Annotated in this window: 15 protein-coding genes; 3 read left to right on the top strand and 12 right to left on the bottom strand. The window is 64.8% G+C overall.

What is annotated here, in order from left to right; genetic code table 11:
* Positions 1-3: 3 nt before the first annotated feature.
* The 12 genes from AC5Y49_RS21095 to AC5Y49_RS21040 all read right to left on the bottom strand — a co-directional run bounded on the left by AC5Y49_RS21095 (position 4) and on the right by AC5Y49_RS21040 (position 13,720).
* On the bottom strand, positions 4-1,974 hold the full coding sequence (locus AC5Y49_RS21095; protein ID WP_499890762.1) for a serine/threonine-protein kinase PknD: 1,971 nt from the start codon (positions 1,972-1,974) through the stop codon (positions 4-6).
* Positions 1,975-1,996: 22 nt separating this feature from the next.
* Entirely contained in the window at positions 1,997-3,109 is a 1,113-nt protein-coding gene (pstS, locus tag AC5Y49_RS21090; protein ID WP_499890759.1) for a phosphate ABC transporter substrate-binding protein PstS, read from the bottom strand.
* Between the two features lie 182 nt (positions 3,110-3,291).
* Entirely contained in the window at positions 3,292-4,107 is an 816-nt protein-coding gene (locus AC5Y49_RS21085; protein ID WP_499890757.1) for an alpha/beta fold hydrolase, read from the bottom strand.
* Positions 4,108-4,116: 9 nt separating this feature from the next.
* Positions 4,117-4,875 (bottom strand): alpha/beta fold hydrolase, encoded by a 759-nt coding sequence (locus AC5Y49_RS21080; protein ID WP_499890755.1) that lies wholly within the window; start codon positions 4,873-4,875, stop codon positions 4,117-4,119.
* A 10-nt stretch (positions 4,876-4,885) separates the two neighbouring features.
* Positions 4,886-5,476: an NADPH-dependent FMN reductase gene (locus AC5Y49_RS21075; protein ID WP_499890753.1), complete on the bottom strand. Its 591-nt coding sequence runs from the start codon at positions 5,474-5,476 to the stop codon at positions 4,886-4,888.
* An 8-nt stretch (positions 5,477-5,484) separates the two neighbouring features.
* Positions 5,485-6,474, bottom strand: a complete 990-nt coding sequence (locus tag AC5Y49_RS21070; protein WP_499890748.1) for a cyclase family protein — start codon at positions 6,472-6,474, stop codon at positions 5,485-5,487.
* Complete coding sequence (locus AC5Y49_RS21065) at positions 6,462-7,286, bottom strand: coniferyl-alcohol dehydrogenase (RefSeq protein WP_499890745.1); 825 nt, start codon at positions 7,284-7,286, stop codon at positions 6,462-6,464. The genes AC5Y49_RS21070 and AC5Y49_RS21065 overlap by 13 nt, the downstream gene beginning before the upstream one ends.
* Positions 7,283-8,584: an LLM class flavin-dependent oxidoreductase gene (locus AC5Y49_RS21060; protein WP_499890741.1), complete on the bottom strand. Its 1,302-nt coding sequence runs from the start codon at positions 8,582-8,584 to the stop codon at positions 7,283-7,285. The genes AC5Y49_RS21065 and AC5Y49_RS21060 overlap by 4 nt, the downstream gene beginning before the upstream one ends.
* The gene (locus AC5Y49_RS21055) at positions 8,581-10,305 is read right to left on the bottom strand and encodes an FAD-binding protein (RefSeq protein ID WP_499890739.1); all 1,725 of its coding nucleotides are present in this window, start codon (positions 10,303-10,305) and stop codon (positions 8,581-8,583) included. Before AC5Y49_RS21055 ends, AC5Y49_RS21060 begins: the two co-directional genes overlap by 4 nt.
* Positions 10,302-11,219, bottom strand: a complete 918-nt coding sequence (locus AC5Y49_RS21050; RefSeq protein WP_499890736.1) for a 3-carboxyethylcatechol 2,3-dioxygenase — start codon at positions 11,217-11,219, stop codon at positions 10,302-10,304. The genes AC5Y49_RS21055 and AC5Y49_RS21050 overlap by 4 nt, the downstream gene beginning before the upstream one ends.
* On the bottom strand, positions 11,167-12,855 hold the full coding sequence (locus AC5Y49_RS21045; RefSeq protein ID WP_499890733.1) for a bifunctional 3-(3-hydroxy-phenyl)propionate/3-hydroxycinnamic acid hydroxylase: 1,689 nt from the start codon (positions 12,853-12,855) through the stop codon (positions 11,167-11,169). Before AC5Y49_RS21045 ends, AC5Y49_RS21050 begins: the two co-directional genes overlap by 53 nt.
* Before the next feature lies 1 nt (position 12,856).
* The gene (locus tag AC5Y49_RS21040) at positions 12,857-13,720 is read right to left on the bottom strand and encodes an alpha/beta fold hydrolase (RefSeq protein WP_499890730.1); all 864 of its coding nucleotides are present in this window, start codon (positions 13,718-13,720) and stop codon (positions 12,857-12,859) included.
* A 102-nt stretch (positions 13,721-13,822) separates the two neighbouring features.
* On the opposite strand from AC5Y49_RS21040, the gene AC5Y49_RS21035 reads away from it, so the two are divergent.
* The 3 genes from AC5Y49_RS21035 (at position 13,823) to AC5Y49_RS21025 (ending at position 17,686) form a co-directional block, all read left to right on the top strand.
* Positions 13,823-14,515 carry an IclR family transcriptional regulator gene (locus AC5Y49_RS21035; RefSeq protein WP_499890726.1) on the top strand — a complete coding sequence of 231 codons (693 nt, stop codon included), beginning with the start codon at positions 13,823-13,825 and terminating at the stop codon, positions 14,513-14,515.
* A 13-nt stretch (positions 14,516-14,528) separates the two neighbouring features.
* Positions 14,529-16,145, top strand: a complete 1,617-nt coding sequence (locus AC5Y49_RS21030; RefSeq protein WP_499890722.1) for an FAD-dependent oxidoreductase — start codon at positions 14,529-14,531, stop codon at positions 16,143-16,145.
* Positions 16,146-16,249: 104 nt separating this feature from the next.
* Entirely contained in the window at positions 16,250-17,686 is a 1,437-nt protein-coding gene (locus tag AC5Y49_RS21025) for a WS/DGAT/MGAT family O-acyltransferase (protein WP_499890719.1), read from the top strand.
* The last annotated feature ends 1 nt before the right edge of the window (position 17,687 follow it).

Below are 17,687 nucleotides of genomic sequence, written 5' to 3'. Positions count from 1 at the left end.
AGATCAGCTAGGCGGCAGCTTCTCCACCCTGTTGTTACCGCGGTCGGCGACGTAGACGTTTCCGTCGTTGTCCACCGCCACGTCCAACGGGGTGTTGAGGCCGGTGAACGGCAACACCACCGGCTTGTCGGAGCCGGCCGGCAACTTCACCACTTGGCTGTTGTCGTGTTCGGTGACGTAGACGGTGCCGTCCTTGTCGACTGCGATACCCCAGGGCACCGCGAGACTGGTGAACGGCAGTTCGATCTGCTGGGTCGTACCGGCCTGCAGCTTGAGGACCCTGTTGTTGTCGGAGTCGGTGATGAAAACATTGCCGGAGCCGTCGACCGCCACGCCATCGGGGTGGTTGAGGCCGTTGAACGGCAGATCGGTCTGCTGGTTGGTACTGGCGTCGAACTTCACCACCCTGTTGTTGCCCCGGTCGGCGACGTAGACGTTGTTGGCGCTGTCCACCGCCACACCCTCGGGATAGTTGAGACCGTTGATCGGCAGATCGGTCTGGTCGTTCGATCCGGGCGCCAACTTCACCACCCTGTTGTTGAAGTCGGTGACGTACACGGCGCCGCCGCTGTCCACCGCCACCCCTTGGGGTTCGTACAGCCCGGTGAACGGCAGCACGGCCGGGCTGCTCGAGTCGGGCGCCAACTTCACCACCCGGCCGTACATGCCCTGGTTGGTGACGTAGACGTTGCCGGCGGTGTCCAACGCGACCCCGCCTGGGGAGAGGTGGAAGTTGAGGCCCTTGAACGGCAGGTCAACTTGCCCGTTCGCCGACTTCGGGCCGGACGACGACCCGAATACCAGAATCGCCACCGCGACGAGGACGCCGACCACCACGAGCGCGATCGCCCCGATGAGGACCCACCGCCTGCGTTGCTCGTCGTCGGCCCCCGGTGCTCTGCTGAAGTCCGGGGTGTCGCCACGGCTGCCCGTCGCCGGGATCCCCGGTTGGCTGGGCCAGTTGCCACCGCCGGCATCCGGCGGAGGGGCCCACGCCGGCTGGGTCCACGCGTCGCCGCGCGGACGCGACCCCGTGGACTGGTTGCGGAAACCGGCCGCCGGGCCCGGGTCGACGGCGGGGGCCATCTGAGTGGCACTTTCGCCGCGCCGCAGAATCGTGGCGGCCTGGTGCTGGTCGGAGGTCGTCAGCGCCTCGTGGGCGGCCGCGGCCAGATCACCGGCGGTGCGATAGCGGTCCTCGGGCTTTTTGGCCATGCCCTTGGCGATCACCTGGTCGAGGGCCGGCGGAACCTTCCCGGGTTGCATTTGGCTGGGGCGGGGCACCGGCTGCATCAAATGCGCGGCAACCAACTGTTCGATGCTGTCCACCCGGTACGGCGGCGCTCCGGTCAGACACTCGGCCAACACGCACGCCAGCGCATAAATGTCGGCGGGGTAACTGACTTCGTCACCGGAGAACCGCTCCGGGGCCATGTACTTGTAGGTCCCGATCGCGGTGCCGGTCTGGGTCAGCCCGGGGTCGGTCGCGGCGCGGGCAATACCGAAATCCACCAGGTAGGCGAAGTCGTTGCCGGTGATCAGAATGTTTTCCGGTTTGACGTCGCGATGCATCACGCCGCTGGCGTGCGCGGCGTCCAGCGCGGCGGCGATCTGGCTGACGATGGCCACCGCCCGCCCCGGTGGCAGCGGCCCGCCGCGGGCCAGCATGTCACGCAGCGACGTGCCCTCGATCAGGCGCATGTCGACGTAGAACTGCCCATTGATTTCGCCGTAGTCGTGGATCGGCACCACGTGTGGTTCGGTCAGCCGTCCCGCGGTATCGGCCTCGCGTTGCATCCGGGCGCGAAACTCCGGGTTTCCGGAAAATTGCGAGGAGATCAGCTTCAACGCCACCACCCGCCGCTTGCGAGTGTCCTCGGCCTCGTAGACCTCGCCCATTCCGCCGCGGCCCAGTAGCCGCTTCAGCTGATAGGGCCCAAACCACGAACCCACCCGCGAATCTGGGTCGGTCACCGTCGACGCTCCCTTCCGCTAATCACGAGATCGCATTCACCGCCGACTCGAGTTTCGATTCGAACGACTTCGGTAGCGGGATGTACCCATATTCGTCCAAACCGTCCTGCCCGGAACCGATGCTGGCCTGCATGAACGCTCTTACAGCCGGGCCGGTCGCGGGATCCGGATACTTCGAGCAGACGATCTCATAGGTCACCAGCACGAGCGGGTAGGCACCGGTCTGCGTGGGCTTGTAGAACGACGACGTGTCCACCACCAGGTCGTTGCCCTGCCCCTTGAACTTCGCACCCGCAATCGTCTTTCCGACTGATTCGGCCGTGATCGTCACCGGATCCGGCCCCGCTGACGTAATGATCTGGGCCATGTTCAGCTGACGGCCCACGGCGTAGGACCACTCGTTGTAGGTGATCGCCCCGTCAGTGGTCCGCAGGATTGATGACGTGCCGCCATTGCCGACGGCGCCCTGCCCGACACCTCCGTTGAACGTTTTTCCGCTGCCTTTGCCCCATGCACCGTTGGATGCAACATCGAGGTAATTCTGGGTGTTGTCGGTGGTACCGGATTCGTCGCTGCGGAACACGACCAGAATCGGGGTCGCGGGCAGGTTGGTGCCTTTGTTGAGCGCCGTGATCGCCGGGTCGTTCCACATGGTGATGGTGCCGTTGAAGATCTTTGCCGCCGTGGGGCCGTCCAGGTTCAGGGTATTGACATTTTTGATGTTGTAGGTGATCGCGATCGGGCCGAACACCGTCGGCAGGTCCCATGCCGGCGAACCGCACCGCGCCGCCGCTCTGTCGGGCTCACCTTTCGATGGATCCAAGGCCACGTCGGAGCCGCCCAGGTCAGTCTCGTTACTGATGAACTGCTCCACGCCTTTGCCGGAGCCATTCGCGTCATAGTCCAGCGTGTAGCCGGGGCAGGCGCGGATATAGGCATAGACGAATTGCTCGATCGCGTGCGTTTGCGCGGTTGAGCCACTGGCCTTGAGTTTCTTTTTGCCGCCGCACTGCACTGGTACCGCGGTTGCGCTGGATTGCGACGAGGAACTGTTGTCGTGGCTGCTGCACCCTGACAACACCAGTGCGATGGTCGCCAGCAAGCTCAGGGCGGCGCTGAATCGGTTGACCTTCACGCAACTCCTTTGAAGCGTCAGGGTGACGAAATAAGCTCACTCCGCCGCCGGGTCGGGCCGAGTGTGGAACCACCTTCAGTCGCACAGGCGCATCGCTGCTCGGCAATAGTCGGCAACAGAACGCCGAGCTTACCGTGAGTAGGTAACAGCCGAGGATGAACGGTCCGTTTGTCGCTGTGCGGTCAACGGAGGAATTCTTGCAGCAACTCGTTGACAATTGCCGATTGCTCGATCTGCGGGCAATGGCCGGCCGCGTCGACCAGAGCCGAACGGCCGCCGGGAATCTGGTCGGCGATCTGCTTGGCCCAACCGGGTGGAAGGAGCTTGTCGCACGCGCCTTCGACGACCAGCGTGGGAACCGAAATGCGGCCGTACGCACGGCTACTCGACGGACTCGGCGGCGGCTGGGCGCCGGGACGGCGGAACCGTGCCGCCGCAACCGCCTCCCAGGCCCCCGGCGCGATGCTGGATTCGTAGCGACGCCGCACATAGTCGTCGTCGGCCGGGTAGGCGGAATCATGGAACAGCGCCGCGACGATGCGGCGCATGCCCTCGATGGACGCGTCGTATTCGTAGAGCGCCTCCATGTGTTGGTTGCGCTGGATATCGCCGCCGCCGCAGATGACCACCATGGTCCGAATCGGCAGGATGCCCGAATCCGATGTGACGTCGTTGAGCAGCATGATGGCACCCATCGAATTACCGACGAAGTGTGCGGAATCGATGTTCAACGCAGCGCAAAACCGTGCGACATGGCGGATTCGCATACCCCGCCCGTCGTTGAAGTCGATGACCTTCGCCGACTGCCCGAAGCCCAGCATGTCCGGTGCCAGGACCCGATGATTGGCGGCAATGGCCACGACATTGCGCTCCCAGCCTATCTCCGCACTGGCGCCGAACTCCCCGCCGTGCAGCAAGACGACCGGCTCGCCAACCCCGGCTTCCAGGTAGCTGGTGACGAGCCCGTCGATCACGACGGTTTTGTGCTGAATCTCCAACGAGACTCCTCAGTTCGGGTCCAACGGACCGACGGGGTTGGTGGTTGTCGCGTGGACGAGCAGTTCGGCGAGTTCTTGCGGCCGGCTGAGGAACGGGCAGTGCGAGGAGTCGATGGTCAATTGTTCGACGCCAAGTCGCTGTGCCACTGTGTCGGCCAGCCAGCGGGGCATCGACCGGTCCTGCAGGCAACGGATGAAGCTGCGCGGCAGGTTAGCCTGCCAGAACCGAGGTACGGATACCGGTGCGACGGTGGTTTCACCGAACCGCTCCGGCCCGAGGCGCTCGAACGCCCACCGGGCGGTCTGCTCGTCACAGTCGTGCCAGAAGTATTCCCATGCCCCTTCAAAGTCCGCGAACGTCATCGCGCCGTCGTCGCTGAACCGTAAGTAGCCGAGCATCTTTCCGGCGTCCCCGTCGAACTCACCGTCTTCGGCGTTGCGCATGGTCATTGCTTCGGGATAGCTGCGGCCTTCGCGGGGTAGTGCCGCAGCCAGATAGACGATGTGTCTCAGCACATCGGGCGCGGCGTCGGCGGCCAGCGTCGCATCGAACCCGCCGCCGGAATGGCCTACCAGCACATCATCAGGCTGCAACACCGCAACGATTGCTGCCCTGCGGTTTTCGAGCGTCGACTCTTCGTCGATGCGATCGCCGTGACCGGGCAGATCAACCGCGATGCCCTGGTGGCCGAGCGTTTCCAGCGCGGTAATCGTGCGTGCCCAGCACCATGCAGCGTGAAAGCCGCCATGTACCAGCACAAAACGCATGGGTACCCGCTCAGCCGGCGCTCGCGGCGGGAGCGGAACGGACGAATGTCAGCACCTGGGATGCCAACAGGTCGAGCTGGGCCTGCACGCCCGTATCAGCCAGCGCTCCGGCCGCATCCCAGATCTGGTCTGCCGAGTTGATCGCCACGCCCAGCGGAGTGGGCCAGGCGCGCAGCGCATGACCGATGGCCCGAAGTTGGTCGAGCGTGCCCACGGCTGCCTGCCACCCGTAAGCGCAGCTGATGCACCCCCAGGGCTTGTTGTCGAGGTAGACCCGGGAATCGCCGCGCATGTCTTCGATGTAGTCGAGCGCGTTCTTCACCAATCCCGAGATGCCGCCGTGGTAGCCCGGTGAGCCGACGATGACGGCATCGGCCTCGCGCAGTGCACCGATCAGCTCGATGGCTCTGGTTGTTCGGGCCGGCTCGTGCGGGTTATACATCGGCAGATCGATGTCCTCGCCGCAGTACAGCCTGGTCCGTCCACCTTGGCGCTCAACGGCTGTCAGACAGCTCCGCAACGCGCGTTCGGTCGACGAGTTCGATCGCAACGTCCCGCCCAGACCGACGACCAGTGGCCCGGTCTCAGTAAGTTTGCTCATCTTCGCCCCTACTTGATTGCGATGGGATTCAGCGGAGACCCCACCGCGCCAACGACTCTCAGCGGCGGAGCGACGAGTTGAAACTCGTAAACCCCGTCGGCCGCGCAGTCTGCCGCCAGCGCGGTCAGGTCCCAGTACTCGCCGAGCATCAAACCCATGTCGCGCAGGCACAGCATGTGCATCGGCAAATACGTTCCCTCGACCCCGGATACCGGGTCTTCGACCATCAGGTTGTCGGCTGCAACTGCCGCGACGTCGTGGTCGTGCAGCCAGGAAGCACAGCGCCAGTCCAGGCCCGCGCCCGGCTCACTTCCGTCACCGGCCTCGAGAAACCTTGCCCACCAGCCGGTTCGAATCAACACAATATCGCCGCGCTTGATGGTCACCTGCTGTGAGCGGACGACGTCGTCGAGCTCGTCGGGCGTGATCGGACTGCCGAGTTCGAGAAAGGTGTCCGCACCGCGGTGGCGGACCAGGTCCAGCAGCACACCGCGCGAGGTGATGCCTTTGGTGTCGATCTTGTCGATGCCGCAGTGCAATGCGCCGAAGCTGGTGACCGAGCCGGCCGGGAAGCCGTTGTAGAGCTGGTCGTCGTAGTAGACGTGCGACAGCGCATCCCATTGGGTGGCGGCTTGCAGCGGCATGATGACCATGTCGTCATTGAAACGAAACGGGTTGTCTTGAAAGTATTTACTGAGCTCCTGAGCGACCGGATTGCGTGGCCATTGCGGTCCGTATTGCGCCAGCGTGCTGGTGTCGCCACCGTCGACGGTCATGACGTGTATCGGGTTGTGCCGGAACCGAAACGCACCCTGCGGTCCTGCCGACCCGAAGTCCACACCGAGCGGAAAGACCTTGCCGTGCTTGACCAGGCTCGCCGCCTCGGCGATCTTCTCAGCAGTGATGAAGTTCAGGGTGCCCAGCTCGTCGGTGTCTCCCCAGCGGCCCCAGTTGCTGACCTCGCGTGCGACGCGACGAAAGTCTGTCAGGCCGGCCACGACGCGGCTCCTTTCTCGAGCTCGCCGGCGATCGCAGCGCCCACGGTTCCGCCGTCGACCCAGACGACTTGTCCCGAAATGTAGCTGGCTGCGCGGCTGTTCAGGAACATCAGAACCGCTGCTTGTTCGGCGGGTTCGGCGACCCGACCCAGCGGCTTGGGGATCTCGTCGAGGTAATCCTGGCCGTAGGCGGTCCGCAGTTGGTCGAGGATCGGTGTTTCGGTCACGCCCGGGCCGGTGCAGTTGATCCGGATACCCCGGGCACCCAGGGCGACGGCAGAACCCATGGTGTAGAGAATGACCGCTTCTTTCGACAACCGGTAGCCCCCACCGGTCAGCGCGTCGGGGTGGCGGCGGCACCACTCGATCCCTTCGGCCATCGTCGCGGTGTGCAGCAGACCAGCCGTTTTCTGGTGGCTCTCCCGGTAGCCGGCAGCCGCCAGCGAGGACACACTCACCACCGACGACCCGGCGGCCATCTTGGGGATCACCGCCTCGGTCAGATGCCGCAGGCCAAGAAAGTTGACCGTGACGACGAGCAGCGGATCGCCGATCCCCGAGGACACACCGGCGACGTTGAACAGCGCATCGACTTGCCCGCCAACCGATGCCACCGCACGATCGATCGACGCGCTGTCCGCCAGGTCCACCTCGTGGAACTCGCCGATCTCACCTGCCGGCCGGGCGCGGTCCAGACCGACGACGTCGGCCCCGAGCTCGGTGAGTTGTGCCACCACCTGCGCACCGATGCCCGAACCACATCCGGTCACGACCGCCCGGCGGCCGTCATAACGCCACAGTTGCTCGATCACGAACCTGGTTCTTTGGCACGCTGCGCAGCTTGGACGCGACCCTCGTTGATCTCGGCCATGGCTTCGGGGATCTCGCTGGCGGTGAACTTGCCGCCGCGGCCGGTGGGCAGCCCACCAAATGAGTAGCTTTCGTCGAACTCGGGTGCGGTCGAGGCGGTGCGGCGTGCCTCGATCTTCTCCACGACCGGTGCCAGTCGCTTGGCTTTGTCGGCCACTGCTTTGGCATCGCGTTCGATGAACTCCGGCAGCACTTCCTTGCCCATGAGCTCGATGGATTCCATGGTGCCTTCGTGGCTGCGCGGGTTGAGCAGCAGGATGATCTCGTCGACGCCGCTGTCTTCGTACCCCCGCAGGAACTCCCGCACGGTGGCCGGTGAGCCGATCGCCCCGCGACCGGGTCCGTACGCCAGCGTCGGGTCTTTCTCGCATTCTTCGAGATACCGCTTCCAAACGCCGGTGCGCCCGGGGGTGTGCACGCCGGTCATGTAGTAGTGCATGATCCCGAACGAGAAGAAGCCACCGCCCATTCCGAGTCGTTCCAGGGCCTGCTCGTCGGTCTTGGCCACCATCATCGACAGGTCGCCGCCGATAGCCAGGATGTTCGGGTTGATCTGCGGGGTGACCGGGACGCCGCTTTCCTCGAGTTCTTTGTAGTAACCGTTCACCCGCTCGGTCAGCGGTCCCGGACCGGTGTAGGCGAAACTGAGTGCGCCGATGCATTTTTGGGCTGCCATCTGAACGGACGCCGGCCGTGTGCAGGCCACCCACACCGGCGGGTGCGGCTTTTGCGCCGGCTTGGGGATGACATTGCGGGCCGGCATCTCGATGTGCTGGCCTTTGAATCCGGTGAACGGTTCTTCGATCATGCAGCGGATCGCCACCTCCAGTGCCTCTTCCCACTGGGCGCGTTTGTCTGCGGGATCGATGCCAAAGCCGCCGAGTTCGCCGACCGAAGACGATTCTCCGGTACCGAACTCAACCCGGCCGTTGGAAATCAGATCGAGGGTGGCGATGCGTTCGGCCACCCGTGCCGGATGGTTGACCACTGGCGGCAGGTGCATGATGCCGAAGCCCAGTCGAATGTTCTGAGTGCGCTGGCTGGCCGCAGCCAAGAACATCTCCGGCGCGGTGGAATGGCAGTACTCCTCTAGGAAGTGGTGCTCGGTCAGCCAGACCGTCGAGAAGCCGGCCTTGTCGGCCGCCTCCACCTCGTCGAGGCAGTCCTGCAGCAGGATCCGCTCGTCGTCGGGCTGCCACGGGCGCGGGAGGGCGAATTCGTAGAACAGCGAGATCTTCACTGGTTACCTCCGATAAGTGATGAGCTTTGGCTGACAAGGTGTTTGGCGGCGACATAGCCGAATGTCATGGCCGGGCCTATCGTCGCACCGGCTCCGGCATAGCTACGCCCCATGACCGGCGCTGCGGTGTTGCCGACCGCGTAGAGGCCACGCACCGCGGTGTCGTCGCCGCGCAGCACCCGAGCACACTGGTCGGTGCGCAGACCGCCCGACGTACCGAGGTCACCGAGAATGACCCGGAACGCGTAGTAGGGCGGTTTGCCGAGCGGATACAGGTTGGGGTTGGTCAGGGTGGGATCTCCGTAATAGTTGTCGTAAACGCTGTCACCTCTGTTGAAGTCGTCGTCGTGGCCGTTGTGGGCAAGCTGGTTGAAACGTGTTGCGGTTTGGCGTAGTTGATCGGGTGGAACCCCGATCTCGGCGGCGAGACCGTTCCAGCTGTCCGCGGCCTTGACCACACCCGACGCCAGCCAGGCCTTCGGCATCTTGCGTCCGGTGGGCACCGGGGCGCCCGGAATCTTGGGTAGCGGCAGATGACCGGCGATCACGTATCGATTCCAGGACCGGTGGTCGGTGATCAGCCAGCACGGAATGTGGGTAGTCCCGGATTTCTGCCCGTCGAGCATGGCGTGACCGAAATCCATGTACGGTGCCGCTTCGTTGATGAAACGTCTGCCCGCACCGTTGACGATGAACTGCGCCGGCATCATGCGCTCGTTGAGCATGAATTGCAGCCGCCCGTCGGGCCATTGGATGGCCGGGAACCACCAGGCTTCGTCGAGCAAGTCGGTGGCGCCGCCCACTTGTTGGCCGGCACGGATACCGTCACCGGTCGCCGCGGGGTTGCCGAAGCTCCAATCCTGGTCCACGACCGGTTGGTGTTCTTTGCGCCAGGCCAGATCGTGGTCGAATCCCCCGGTTGCCAGGATGACTCCGCGACGGGCGTGGATCTGCTGCACTGTCCCGTCTTTGACGACCACGGCGCCGATCACCGATCCGTCGTTGTCGGTGAGCAACTGTGTCATCGGCGAGTCCAGCCACAGTGGAATGGCACGGTCCTTCATCGCCAGACGCAGCCGAGCCGCCAGCGACTGACCGATGGCTGCGATCCGGTCGCCGAAGAGCCGCGCCCGGGCCATCCGCCACAGCAGTTTGAGCAGGACCGCTTTGCCGGCCCAGGACTGACGAACCTGATAAAACGATCGAAGCTCCTTGGGGCCAAGCCAAATTCCCTTGGGAGCCAGCGCCAAGGGTTGCAGCAGGTTTTGCTCCTCTTCGGCCAGCTCGCGCAGATCGATGGGCGGCACATTGATCGTGCTGCCGAGTTCGGAGCCGCCGGGCAGTTCCGGGTAGTAGTCGGCATAGCCGGGCTTCCACACGAACTCAAACCATGGGCTGAGTTGCTCGAGAAACGCCATCATCTCCGGCGCGGAGTCGACGTACTGCCGGATCCGCGCATCGCTGACCAGCCCTTCGGTGATGCGCTGCAGATACTCGACAACACCGTCGCGAGGCGGTGCGTAACCTTCCCGGCGTTGCGCCGGCGCGCCCGGCACCCAGATTCCGCCACCCGAGAGCGCCGTGGAACCACCGAAGTGGTGCGACTTTTCGACGACCAGCGTGTCCAGGCCCGAAGCATGAGCCGTCAGGGCGGCGGTCATTCCGCCGCCGCCGGAACCAACGACCAGCACGTCGACGGTGTGGTTGGTGGTCGCCGTCATGTCGATACCGCCGTGCGGATGGCGAACCCGGCGATGAGTTCGGCGGCTGCTTTGTAATAGCGCACTTCGGTCTGGTAGGGGCCGGCCGCCGCGAGCGCAGCGAAAGCCGCGACCCAGGTGCGGATCTCGTGTGCGGAGTTGCCGCCCTCATGGGCGATGAACGAGTTGGACCACTCATCGAGGTCGGCAAGCTGTCCGGAGTCGACGATCTCGAGAAATCGGTGATCCCAGGCCGGGTTGATCGGTTGACGATCGCTGCGTCCTTCGGCCAGCTGCTGCGCCGCCTCAATTACCGCGGTCTGACGGGCCTGACGCTGCTCGGAGGTCATCGGTTTGCCGTGCACGATTCGTTCCGCTACTTGCGGGGTTGCGGTCGCCAAGGTCGCTATCGGCGGATCATGGGAAAGCCCACCGGATCCCACCACCAGCACCCGCTTGTCCAGCGTGGCCAAATGGTGGCCGACCGCGGTTCCCAGCGCTCGGGAACGCTGAAGCGGGCCGAGCGGTGTGGCGACCGAGTTGATAAAGATCGGCACTACCTGGGGCGCGGTGGCGTCACCGAACAGTTTCTCCAGGGGTTGGACAGTGCCGTGGTCGACGGCCATGCTCGCCGAAATCGCGAGGTCGACGCCCGCATCGAGTACCGCTTTGGCGCAGTCGAGCGCGATCGCGCCGGGAACGTTGAGTGGTCCGGCGTGGGTGCCGTAGTCGCCGACACCCGCTGCGCCGGTGGCGATGCAGAACGGCGGCATCAGCTTGTAGAAGAATCCGTTGTAGTGGTCGGGCGCGAAGATGACGACGAGTTCGGGGTCGAACTTGCGCACCAAATTCTGAGCTTGCGCCACCGCACTGTCGATGTCATCAATGAGGTCCTTGGGCGGCCCCGGCAGATTCAGTAGCGGGCTGTGGGACATACAGCACAGGGCTATGGGCACTTCGAGAATCACCCCCTCCCGGAGTCAAGGTGAGGACGTCGAAGAGTGCTGAGCTCAGTTCCGGTGCGAGCTGGGCGATTCCGGCGGCAGCGATGCAACGGTCGGGACGCAGGAACAATACAGATTCCTGGTGGGCATCGAACCAGGTCTTCAGATCGCAGTCGCGATCGCCGACGACCACCACGTCGGGATCGTCGTGACCGGGCCACTGCAGCTGAGGCAGTGGGCGCGCCGCCACAAACCGCGCGCCGAGCGCCTTCCAGCTCGCAAACGCCTGCTCCCCCAGGATTTCCCGTGGGTTGTTATTCCACGCCAGCACCGCGAAGTTGGCGCCCAGCACATCGTCGAGCATCACATTGCACCGTTGACGAGTATCTACCCGCGGTTGCACGAACAAAGTGCCGACCGGCGAATCTTCGCGGCGCGGGTCGGAATGCACAACCGCGCCGTGCTCGTAGCGCGGCATCGGCTTGAACCGCATCTCCAGCACATACCGCTTGAGCGAGGGCACAATTGAGGCTGACCGCACCATGAGGTCGCGGACGGCAGCGACCCTTCGGTTGGTCGGGGAGATCACCCGGCCCACCATGGTGGACAGGTCGATCATGGCCCGGGCATGCTTACGCCGTTCGACGTCGTAGGTGTCGAGCAACGCGTCGTCGGCTTGGCCGGTCACCACTGCGGCAAGCTTCCAGCCCAGGTTCGCCGCGTCCCGGATACCGCTGTTGTAGCCCTGCCCTTGCCACACCGGCATCAAATGTGCGGCGTCGCCGGCAAGAAGCAGCCGACCACGACGGAATGCGCCCGCGATCCGGGAGTGGTGGGTGTACACCCGCCGCCGGATCACCTCGACCCGGTCGGGATATGGCACGAACGGGGCCAGCATGCGCGCCAGGAAATCCGGGTCCTGCGCCTGCTCATCGGATTCGTCGGCGTGAATCATGAATTCGAACCGGCGGATTCCGTGCGCGATAGAGATCGACGCATAGGGCCGCTCGGGGTCGGCGCCGACTTCACTGTTGGGGTGACCGAGTGGATCATTCGCTAAGTCGACGACCAGCCATCGGGTCGGCGAGGTCGTGCCATCGAAGGACACGCCCATCAGCCGCCGGGTGGTGCTGCGCCCGCCATCGCAGCCAACGACATAGCGCGCCTGCACGCTCGACGGCTCGCCGTCGCCACCGAGCTCGACTGTCACGGCCTCCGGTGCTTCCGCGTATGAGGTCATCGGGCGATTCCAGCACACCTCGACGTGCTCGAATCTGTCCAAACCGCGCAGCAATTCGGCATCAACCAGTGGCTGCACGAAGCCGTTGCGCTTGGGCCAGCCGAACCGGGCATCGGCGGGGGCCATCTCGGCCAGCACTCGGCGCTTGGCGTCGACAAATCGAAGAATTTGGTTCGGCACGGTGTGAGGCAGGATCGCCTCGGCGAGGCCGATGGTCTGGAAGGTCCGCAGTGCCTCGTCATCCAGGCCGACCCCGCGCGGATAGTCGATCAACGTTTCCCGCTCGTCGACCACCATGGTGCGAACACCGTGCAGGCCGAGGATATTGGCCAACGTCAGGCCGACTGGGCCCGCCCCGACCACGACGACGTCGAGATCTGTTGTCACGTCAGCGTCCCAGGAGAAAGTCGAGATGCAACCGATTGAACGTCTTGGCGTCCTCATACTGCGGCCAGTGCCCGCAACTGCCCATCACCTCGAAACGGGCACCGGGAATCATCGACGCGATCCGGCGGCCTTCGCTGACATCGGCGGTGGGGTCATCGCTGGTCCACAACACCAGGGTGGGCGCAGTGATCCGGCCGTACTCCGCCGGCCCCAGCAGGTTGCGCGCCCGGATCTCGGGGTCCTGCAGCGCCATGATGTCGCGCATCGCGGCGACGAAACTCGGCTGGCGATATACCCGCTGCCGACTGGCGACCAAGTCGTCGTAGTCTTTCGACTTGTCGGCCATCAACCACTTGATCCGGGCCTGCACGGTCTCCCAGGTCGGGTTCTCTGCCGCCGCCATCGACAGCGTGATAATGCGTTGCATCACTTCGGGATCGGCCTGCGAACCGCCGGCGGTATTGAGCACGAGCCGGTCGACTTTGTCGGGGTGATCGGCAGCGGCGCGCGCGACCACCCAACCGCCGAGCGACTCACCTGACAGGCTGCCCCGTTCGGCGCCGATTGTGCGCAAAAACGCCAGCAAATGTTCGACGTAGTGGCTGATCTCGAGCGGATGACCGGGCTTATCGGTGTAGCCGTGCCCGAGCATGTCGATGGACCACGTCCAGAAATGCTCGGCATGCGCTTCCAGGTTGCGGACGTACGCCTCGGCGTGGCCGCCTGACCCGTGCAACAGCACGAGTACCGGTTTGTCCGGGTCGCCGGCGCGCAGGTAGCGGGTGCGAACGCCCTCGACGTCCAGGTAGCCCTGCTCGAACGGGACACCCTGGAGGTCACTCCAGACGCTTTCGTACTCGGCCACCTGGTTCCTTTCTCCGGAAATTCAGCTCTCGTCAGTCGCCGCTATCATGTGCTAAAATCGCACGGTGATGTGCACTATGTATAGAGCATCACTCTCCGCCGGTTGTCTGTCAAGGGAAGCGCCGCGGTGGTGAACGGATCACAGACGCTGGCCAGAGGGCTCAACGCCCTGCAACTGGTCGCGGGGGCGCCTTCGGGCCTGAACGTGCAACAGGTCGCCGACGGCCTCGGGGTCCACCGGACGATTGCCTATCGCCTGCTCGGCACGCTGGCTGAGTTCAGGTTGATCGCCAAGGGCGACGATGGCCGCTACCGCCCGGCCGCGAACCTTGCCGTGCTGGGGGCCTCGTTCGATCGCAATCTGCGCCAACTCAGCGTGCCGATTCTGCGGGCGTTGGCCGACGACCTCGGCACCACCGTGTCATTGCTGGTGGCCGAGGGCGATCAGCAGGTGGCGATCGCGGTGATCGTGCCCACCCAGGTTCCCTATCAGCTGGCGTTTCACGAGGGCAGTCGATACCCGTTGGACCGAGGCGCGGCCGGGATCGCGCTGTTGGCGAGCATGCCGGCGCGGCCGGCAGAACGCGATCTCGTCGCCGAGGCGCGGACACGTGGCTGGGTAATCACCCACGGCGAAATCGAGCCCAACACTTATGGTTTGGCCGTGCCGGTGCACCGGGAACCACCCTCACCACCGACGTGTATCAACTTGATCTCACACCGGGAAGATGTCGTGATGGGCGGACAGGACGCCGTCATCAAGGCGGCCAAGCAGTTGTCGGAAATCCTCAGCTGAAAGGACGCTGCCCATGCCTTCTTGGGACCATGAAGTCGACGTCGTCGTGCTCGGCAGCGGCGGCGCCGGTCTCACGGCCGCCCTGACGGCAGCCGCCAACGGTGCGTCGGTAGCGGTCTACGAAAAGGCCGCGACCGTGGGTGGCACCACCGCGGTGTCCGGCGGCGTGGTATGGATTCCGGCGCATCGTCGTTGTCCCGACGAAGAATTGACGATCGCCGACGCGTTGCGCTATCTGCAGGCGCAGTCACTCGGTTCGATGGACGAGGCGCTGGTCGACACATTCGTCCGCACCGGCCCGGCCATGCTCGACTTCGTCGAGGCGCACAGCGGTCTGCGCTTCGAAATCGCCACCGGCTTCCCCGATTACAAACCCGAGCTTCCTGGCGGGCGGCCCACCGGAGGCCGGTCGCTGAGCGCTGCACCGTTCGATCTGAGCCGGCTCGGCCAGTGGCGCGACCGGATCACTTCGTTTCCCGCTGACTGGTCCAACGTCGGATTTGACGCCGAGACCCGGGCGCGGCTGCACGCGGAGGTCGACGAGACCACATCGGACCTGTGCGTGGCCGGCACCGCGCTGATTGCCGGACTACTCAAAGGATTACTCGACCTGGGCGTGACACCGCAGACCAAGGCGCGGGCCGAGGAGTTGGTTGCCGACGACGACGGGATTACCGGCGTCCGGGTTCGCTGCGACGGACAACGGCTGACCGTGCGTGCCCGGCGCGGCGTAATTCTGGGCACCGGCGGGTTCGAGTGGAACCGGCCATTGGTCCACGCATTTTTGCGCGGCCCGATGCACGGAGCGGTCTCACCGCCCAACAACACCGGTGACGGCTTGCGGATGGCGATGGCGCACGGGGCCGATCTGGCCAACATGGGCGAAGCGTGGTGGGTACCCATCGTGCAGATCCCCGGCGACACAATCGACGGCGAACAACGCAGTCGCAGTGTACGGCTGGAGCGGACCCGACCGCGAAGCATCATCGTCAACCGCGCCGGACGGCGATTCGTCAACGAGGCGTGCGACTACAACTCGATGGCCGGAGCTTTCCACTACCTCGACCCGCGCGGCGGGTACGTCAACGATCCGGCGTGGATCGTATTCGATTCGCTGCACTTGAAACGCTATGGGTTTCTGGGCGTCGCGCCCGGGGAGCCGGTGCCGGACTGGTTCTGCGCGTCACCGGACTTGGCCGAATTGGGTGCCAAGACCGGTATCGATTCCGATGGGCTGGCCCACACGGTCGCGGCGTGGAACCGTAATGTGGCCGCCGGCCACGATCCCGACTACGGCCGCGGATCGAGCGCGTACGACGGATATTGGGGTGATGAGCGGGCGACGACGCTGGCCGAGAAGACGCTCGGGCCAGTCGATAACGCTCCCTACTACGCGGTGCCGGTATCAGTGGGTGCGATGGGAACCAAGGGCGGACCGCGCACCGACCGCGACGGTCGCGTCCTGCACGTCAACGGCGAGCCGATACCGGGCCTGTTCGCCGCCGGCAACGCGATGGCGGGTGTGACCGGCCGGGCTTACGGCGGTGCCGGTGGAACCATCGGACCGGCAATGGTTTTCGCATTCCGCGCCGCGCACGCCGCCGTAACGGACCGCTCGGTCGTCGCCTGAAGCGTTCTGCCGCCGAACACAACATTTCCCCGAAACCACCGATCAGCACCGCGCGGATGGTTCGATAGCTCCATCAACCGAGTCGCTAGTGATCGAGGTGGGCAATGAGGCGACTCAACGGCATGGACGCCATGTTGCTGTACACCGAAACCCCCAGCCTGCACACGCACACGCTGAAGGTCGGCATCATCGACGCCACCGACTTCGACGGTGAGTTCAGCTTCGAGGTGGTTCGGCAGACCTTTGAGCGCCGCCTGCACCTGCTGGACCCACTACGCTTCAAGCTCGTCGATATTCCCTGGCGGCTACACCACCCGATGTGGCTGGAGAACTGCGAGGTTGATCTCGATTACCACTTGCGTCGGGTGCGGGTTCCGCAGCCCGGCGGTCGACGAGAGCTTGACCAGGTGATGGGCGAGATCGCCAGCACGCCGCTGGACCGTAGCCGACCGCTGTGGGAGTTCTACTTGGCCGAAGGCCTGAGTGACGAGCGCTTCGCGCTGATCGGCAAGGTGCACCATGTGCTCGCCGACGGGGTTGCCTCAGCGAACCTGCTGGCGCTGCTGATGGATCTGAAGGAAGCGGCCGGCGACGAACATACCGACTACGAACGCTGCGCCCCGCCCACCACGACCGAGCTGTTGCGGGCCGCTGGACGCGATCACATGCGGCAGGTTGCCGCGCTGCCGCGGCTGGTTACCGATGCCGCACGTGGCATCTCCCGTGTCCGGCGGCGCTCACGACATCGCGGCGAACACCCCGATCTGGCCGAGAATTTCAAAGCGCCGCCGACCTTTCTCAACCATGTTGTCTCGCCAGTGCGGACGTTCGCCACCGCTGTCTTGTCGCTGGCCGAGGTCAAAGAGACCGCCAAACACCTCGGCGTGACGTTCAACGACATCGTCCTGGCAATCGCGGCGGGCGGGCTGCGAGAACTGTTGCTGCGCTACGACGGCAGGTCTGACCGGCCGATCATCGCCTCGGTGCCGGTCAGCACGGACAGATCACCAGACCGGATCTCCGGCAACGAAATCAGCGGGCTGTCGGTCTCGTTGCCGGTGCACGTCGACGATCCTCTCGAACAGGTCCGTCTGGTCTCGGTGGCCACGACGATCGCCAAGGAAGATCACGATCTGCTCGGCCCGCAGCTACAGGGCCAGCTGATGGCGTATCTGCCGCCGCCGTTGACCCCGGCCCTTTTTCGATGGTCGTCGAAGCGGGCAGCGCAGAACAGGGCAATGAACGTTGCGGTTTCCAACGTGCCCGGGCCGCGGGAACGCGGCACGATTGGAGGCGCTCCGGTCACCGAAATCTATTCGGTGGGAATTCTTTCCGCAGGCGCGGCGGTCAATATCACGGTCTGGAGTTACGCCGACCAGGTCGACATCTCGGTACTCTCCGATGATCAGACCTTCAACGATGTACACGAAGCCACCGACGCGATGATTCATGCGTTCGGTGAAATCCGGCGGGCCGCAGGCTTTTCCGGCGAACCGGCCAGGGTCGAAACGGCAATGGCACCGGCAACCGCCAACGGCTAGC

Source organism: Mycobacterium sp. NGS62 (assembly GCF_059812285.1).
The sequence above is the reverse complement of the archived record's forward strand: the minus strand, read 5'-3'. Positions and strand labels throughout refer to the sequence as shown.

What these genes read in the sequence shown, in the direction of transcription:
- AC5Y49_RS21080 (WP_499890755.1), bottom strand. Translation starts at nt 4,875, where the DNA reads ATGCGTTTTGTGCTGGTACATGGCGGCTTTCACGCTGCATGGTGCTGG.
- AC5Y49_RS21075 (WP_499890753.1), bottom strand. Translation starts at nt 5,476, where the DNA reads ATGAGCAAACTTACTGAGACCGGGCCACTGGTCGTCGGTCTGGGCGGG.
- AC5Y49_RS21055 (WP_499890739.1), bottom strand. Translation starts at nt 10,305, where the DNA reads ATGACGGCGACCACCAACCACACCGTCGACGTGCTGGTCGTTGGTTCC.
- AC5Y49_RS21050 (WP_499890736.1), bottom strand. Translation starts at nt 11,219, where the DNA reads ATGTCCCACAGCCCGCTACTGAATCTGCCGGGGCCGCCCAAGGACCTC.
- AC5Y49_RS21030 (WP_499890722.1), top strand. Translation starts at nt 14,529, where the DNA reads ATGCCTTCTTGGGACCATGAAGTCGACGTCGTCGTGCTCGGCAGCGGC.
- AC5Y49_RS21025 (WP_499890719.1), top strand. Translation starts at nt 16,250, where the DNA reads ATGAGGCGACTCAACGGCATGGACGCCATGTTGCTGTACACCGAAACC.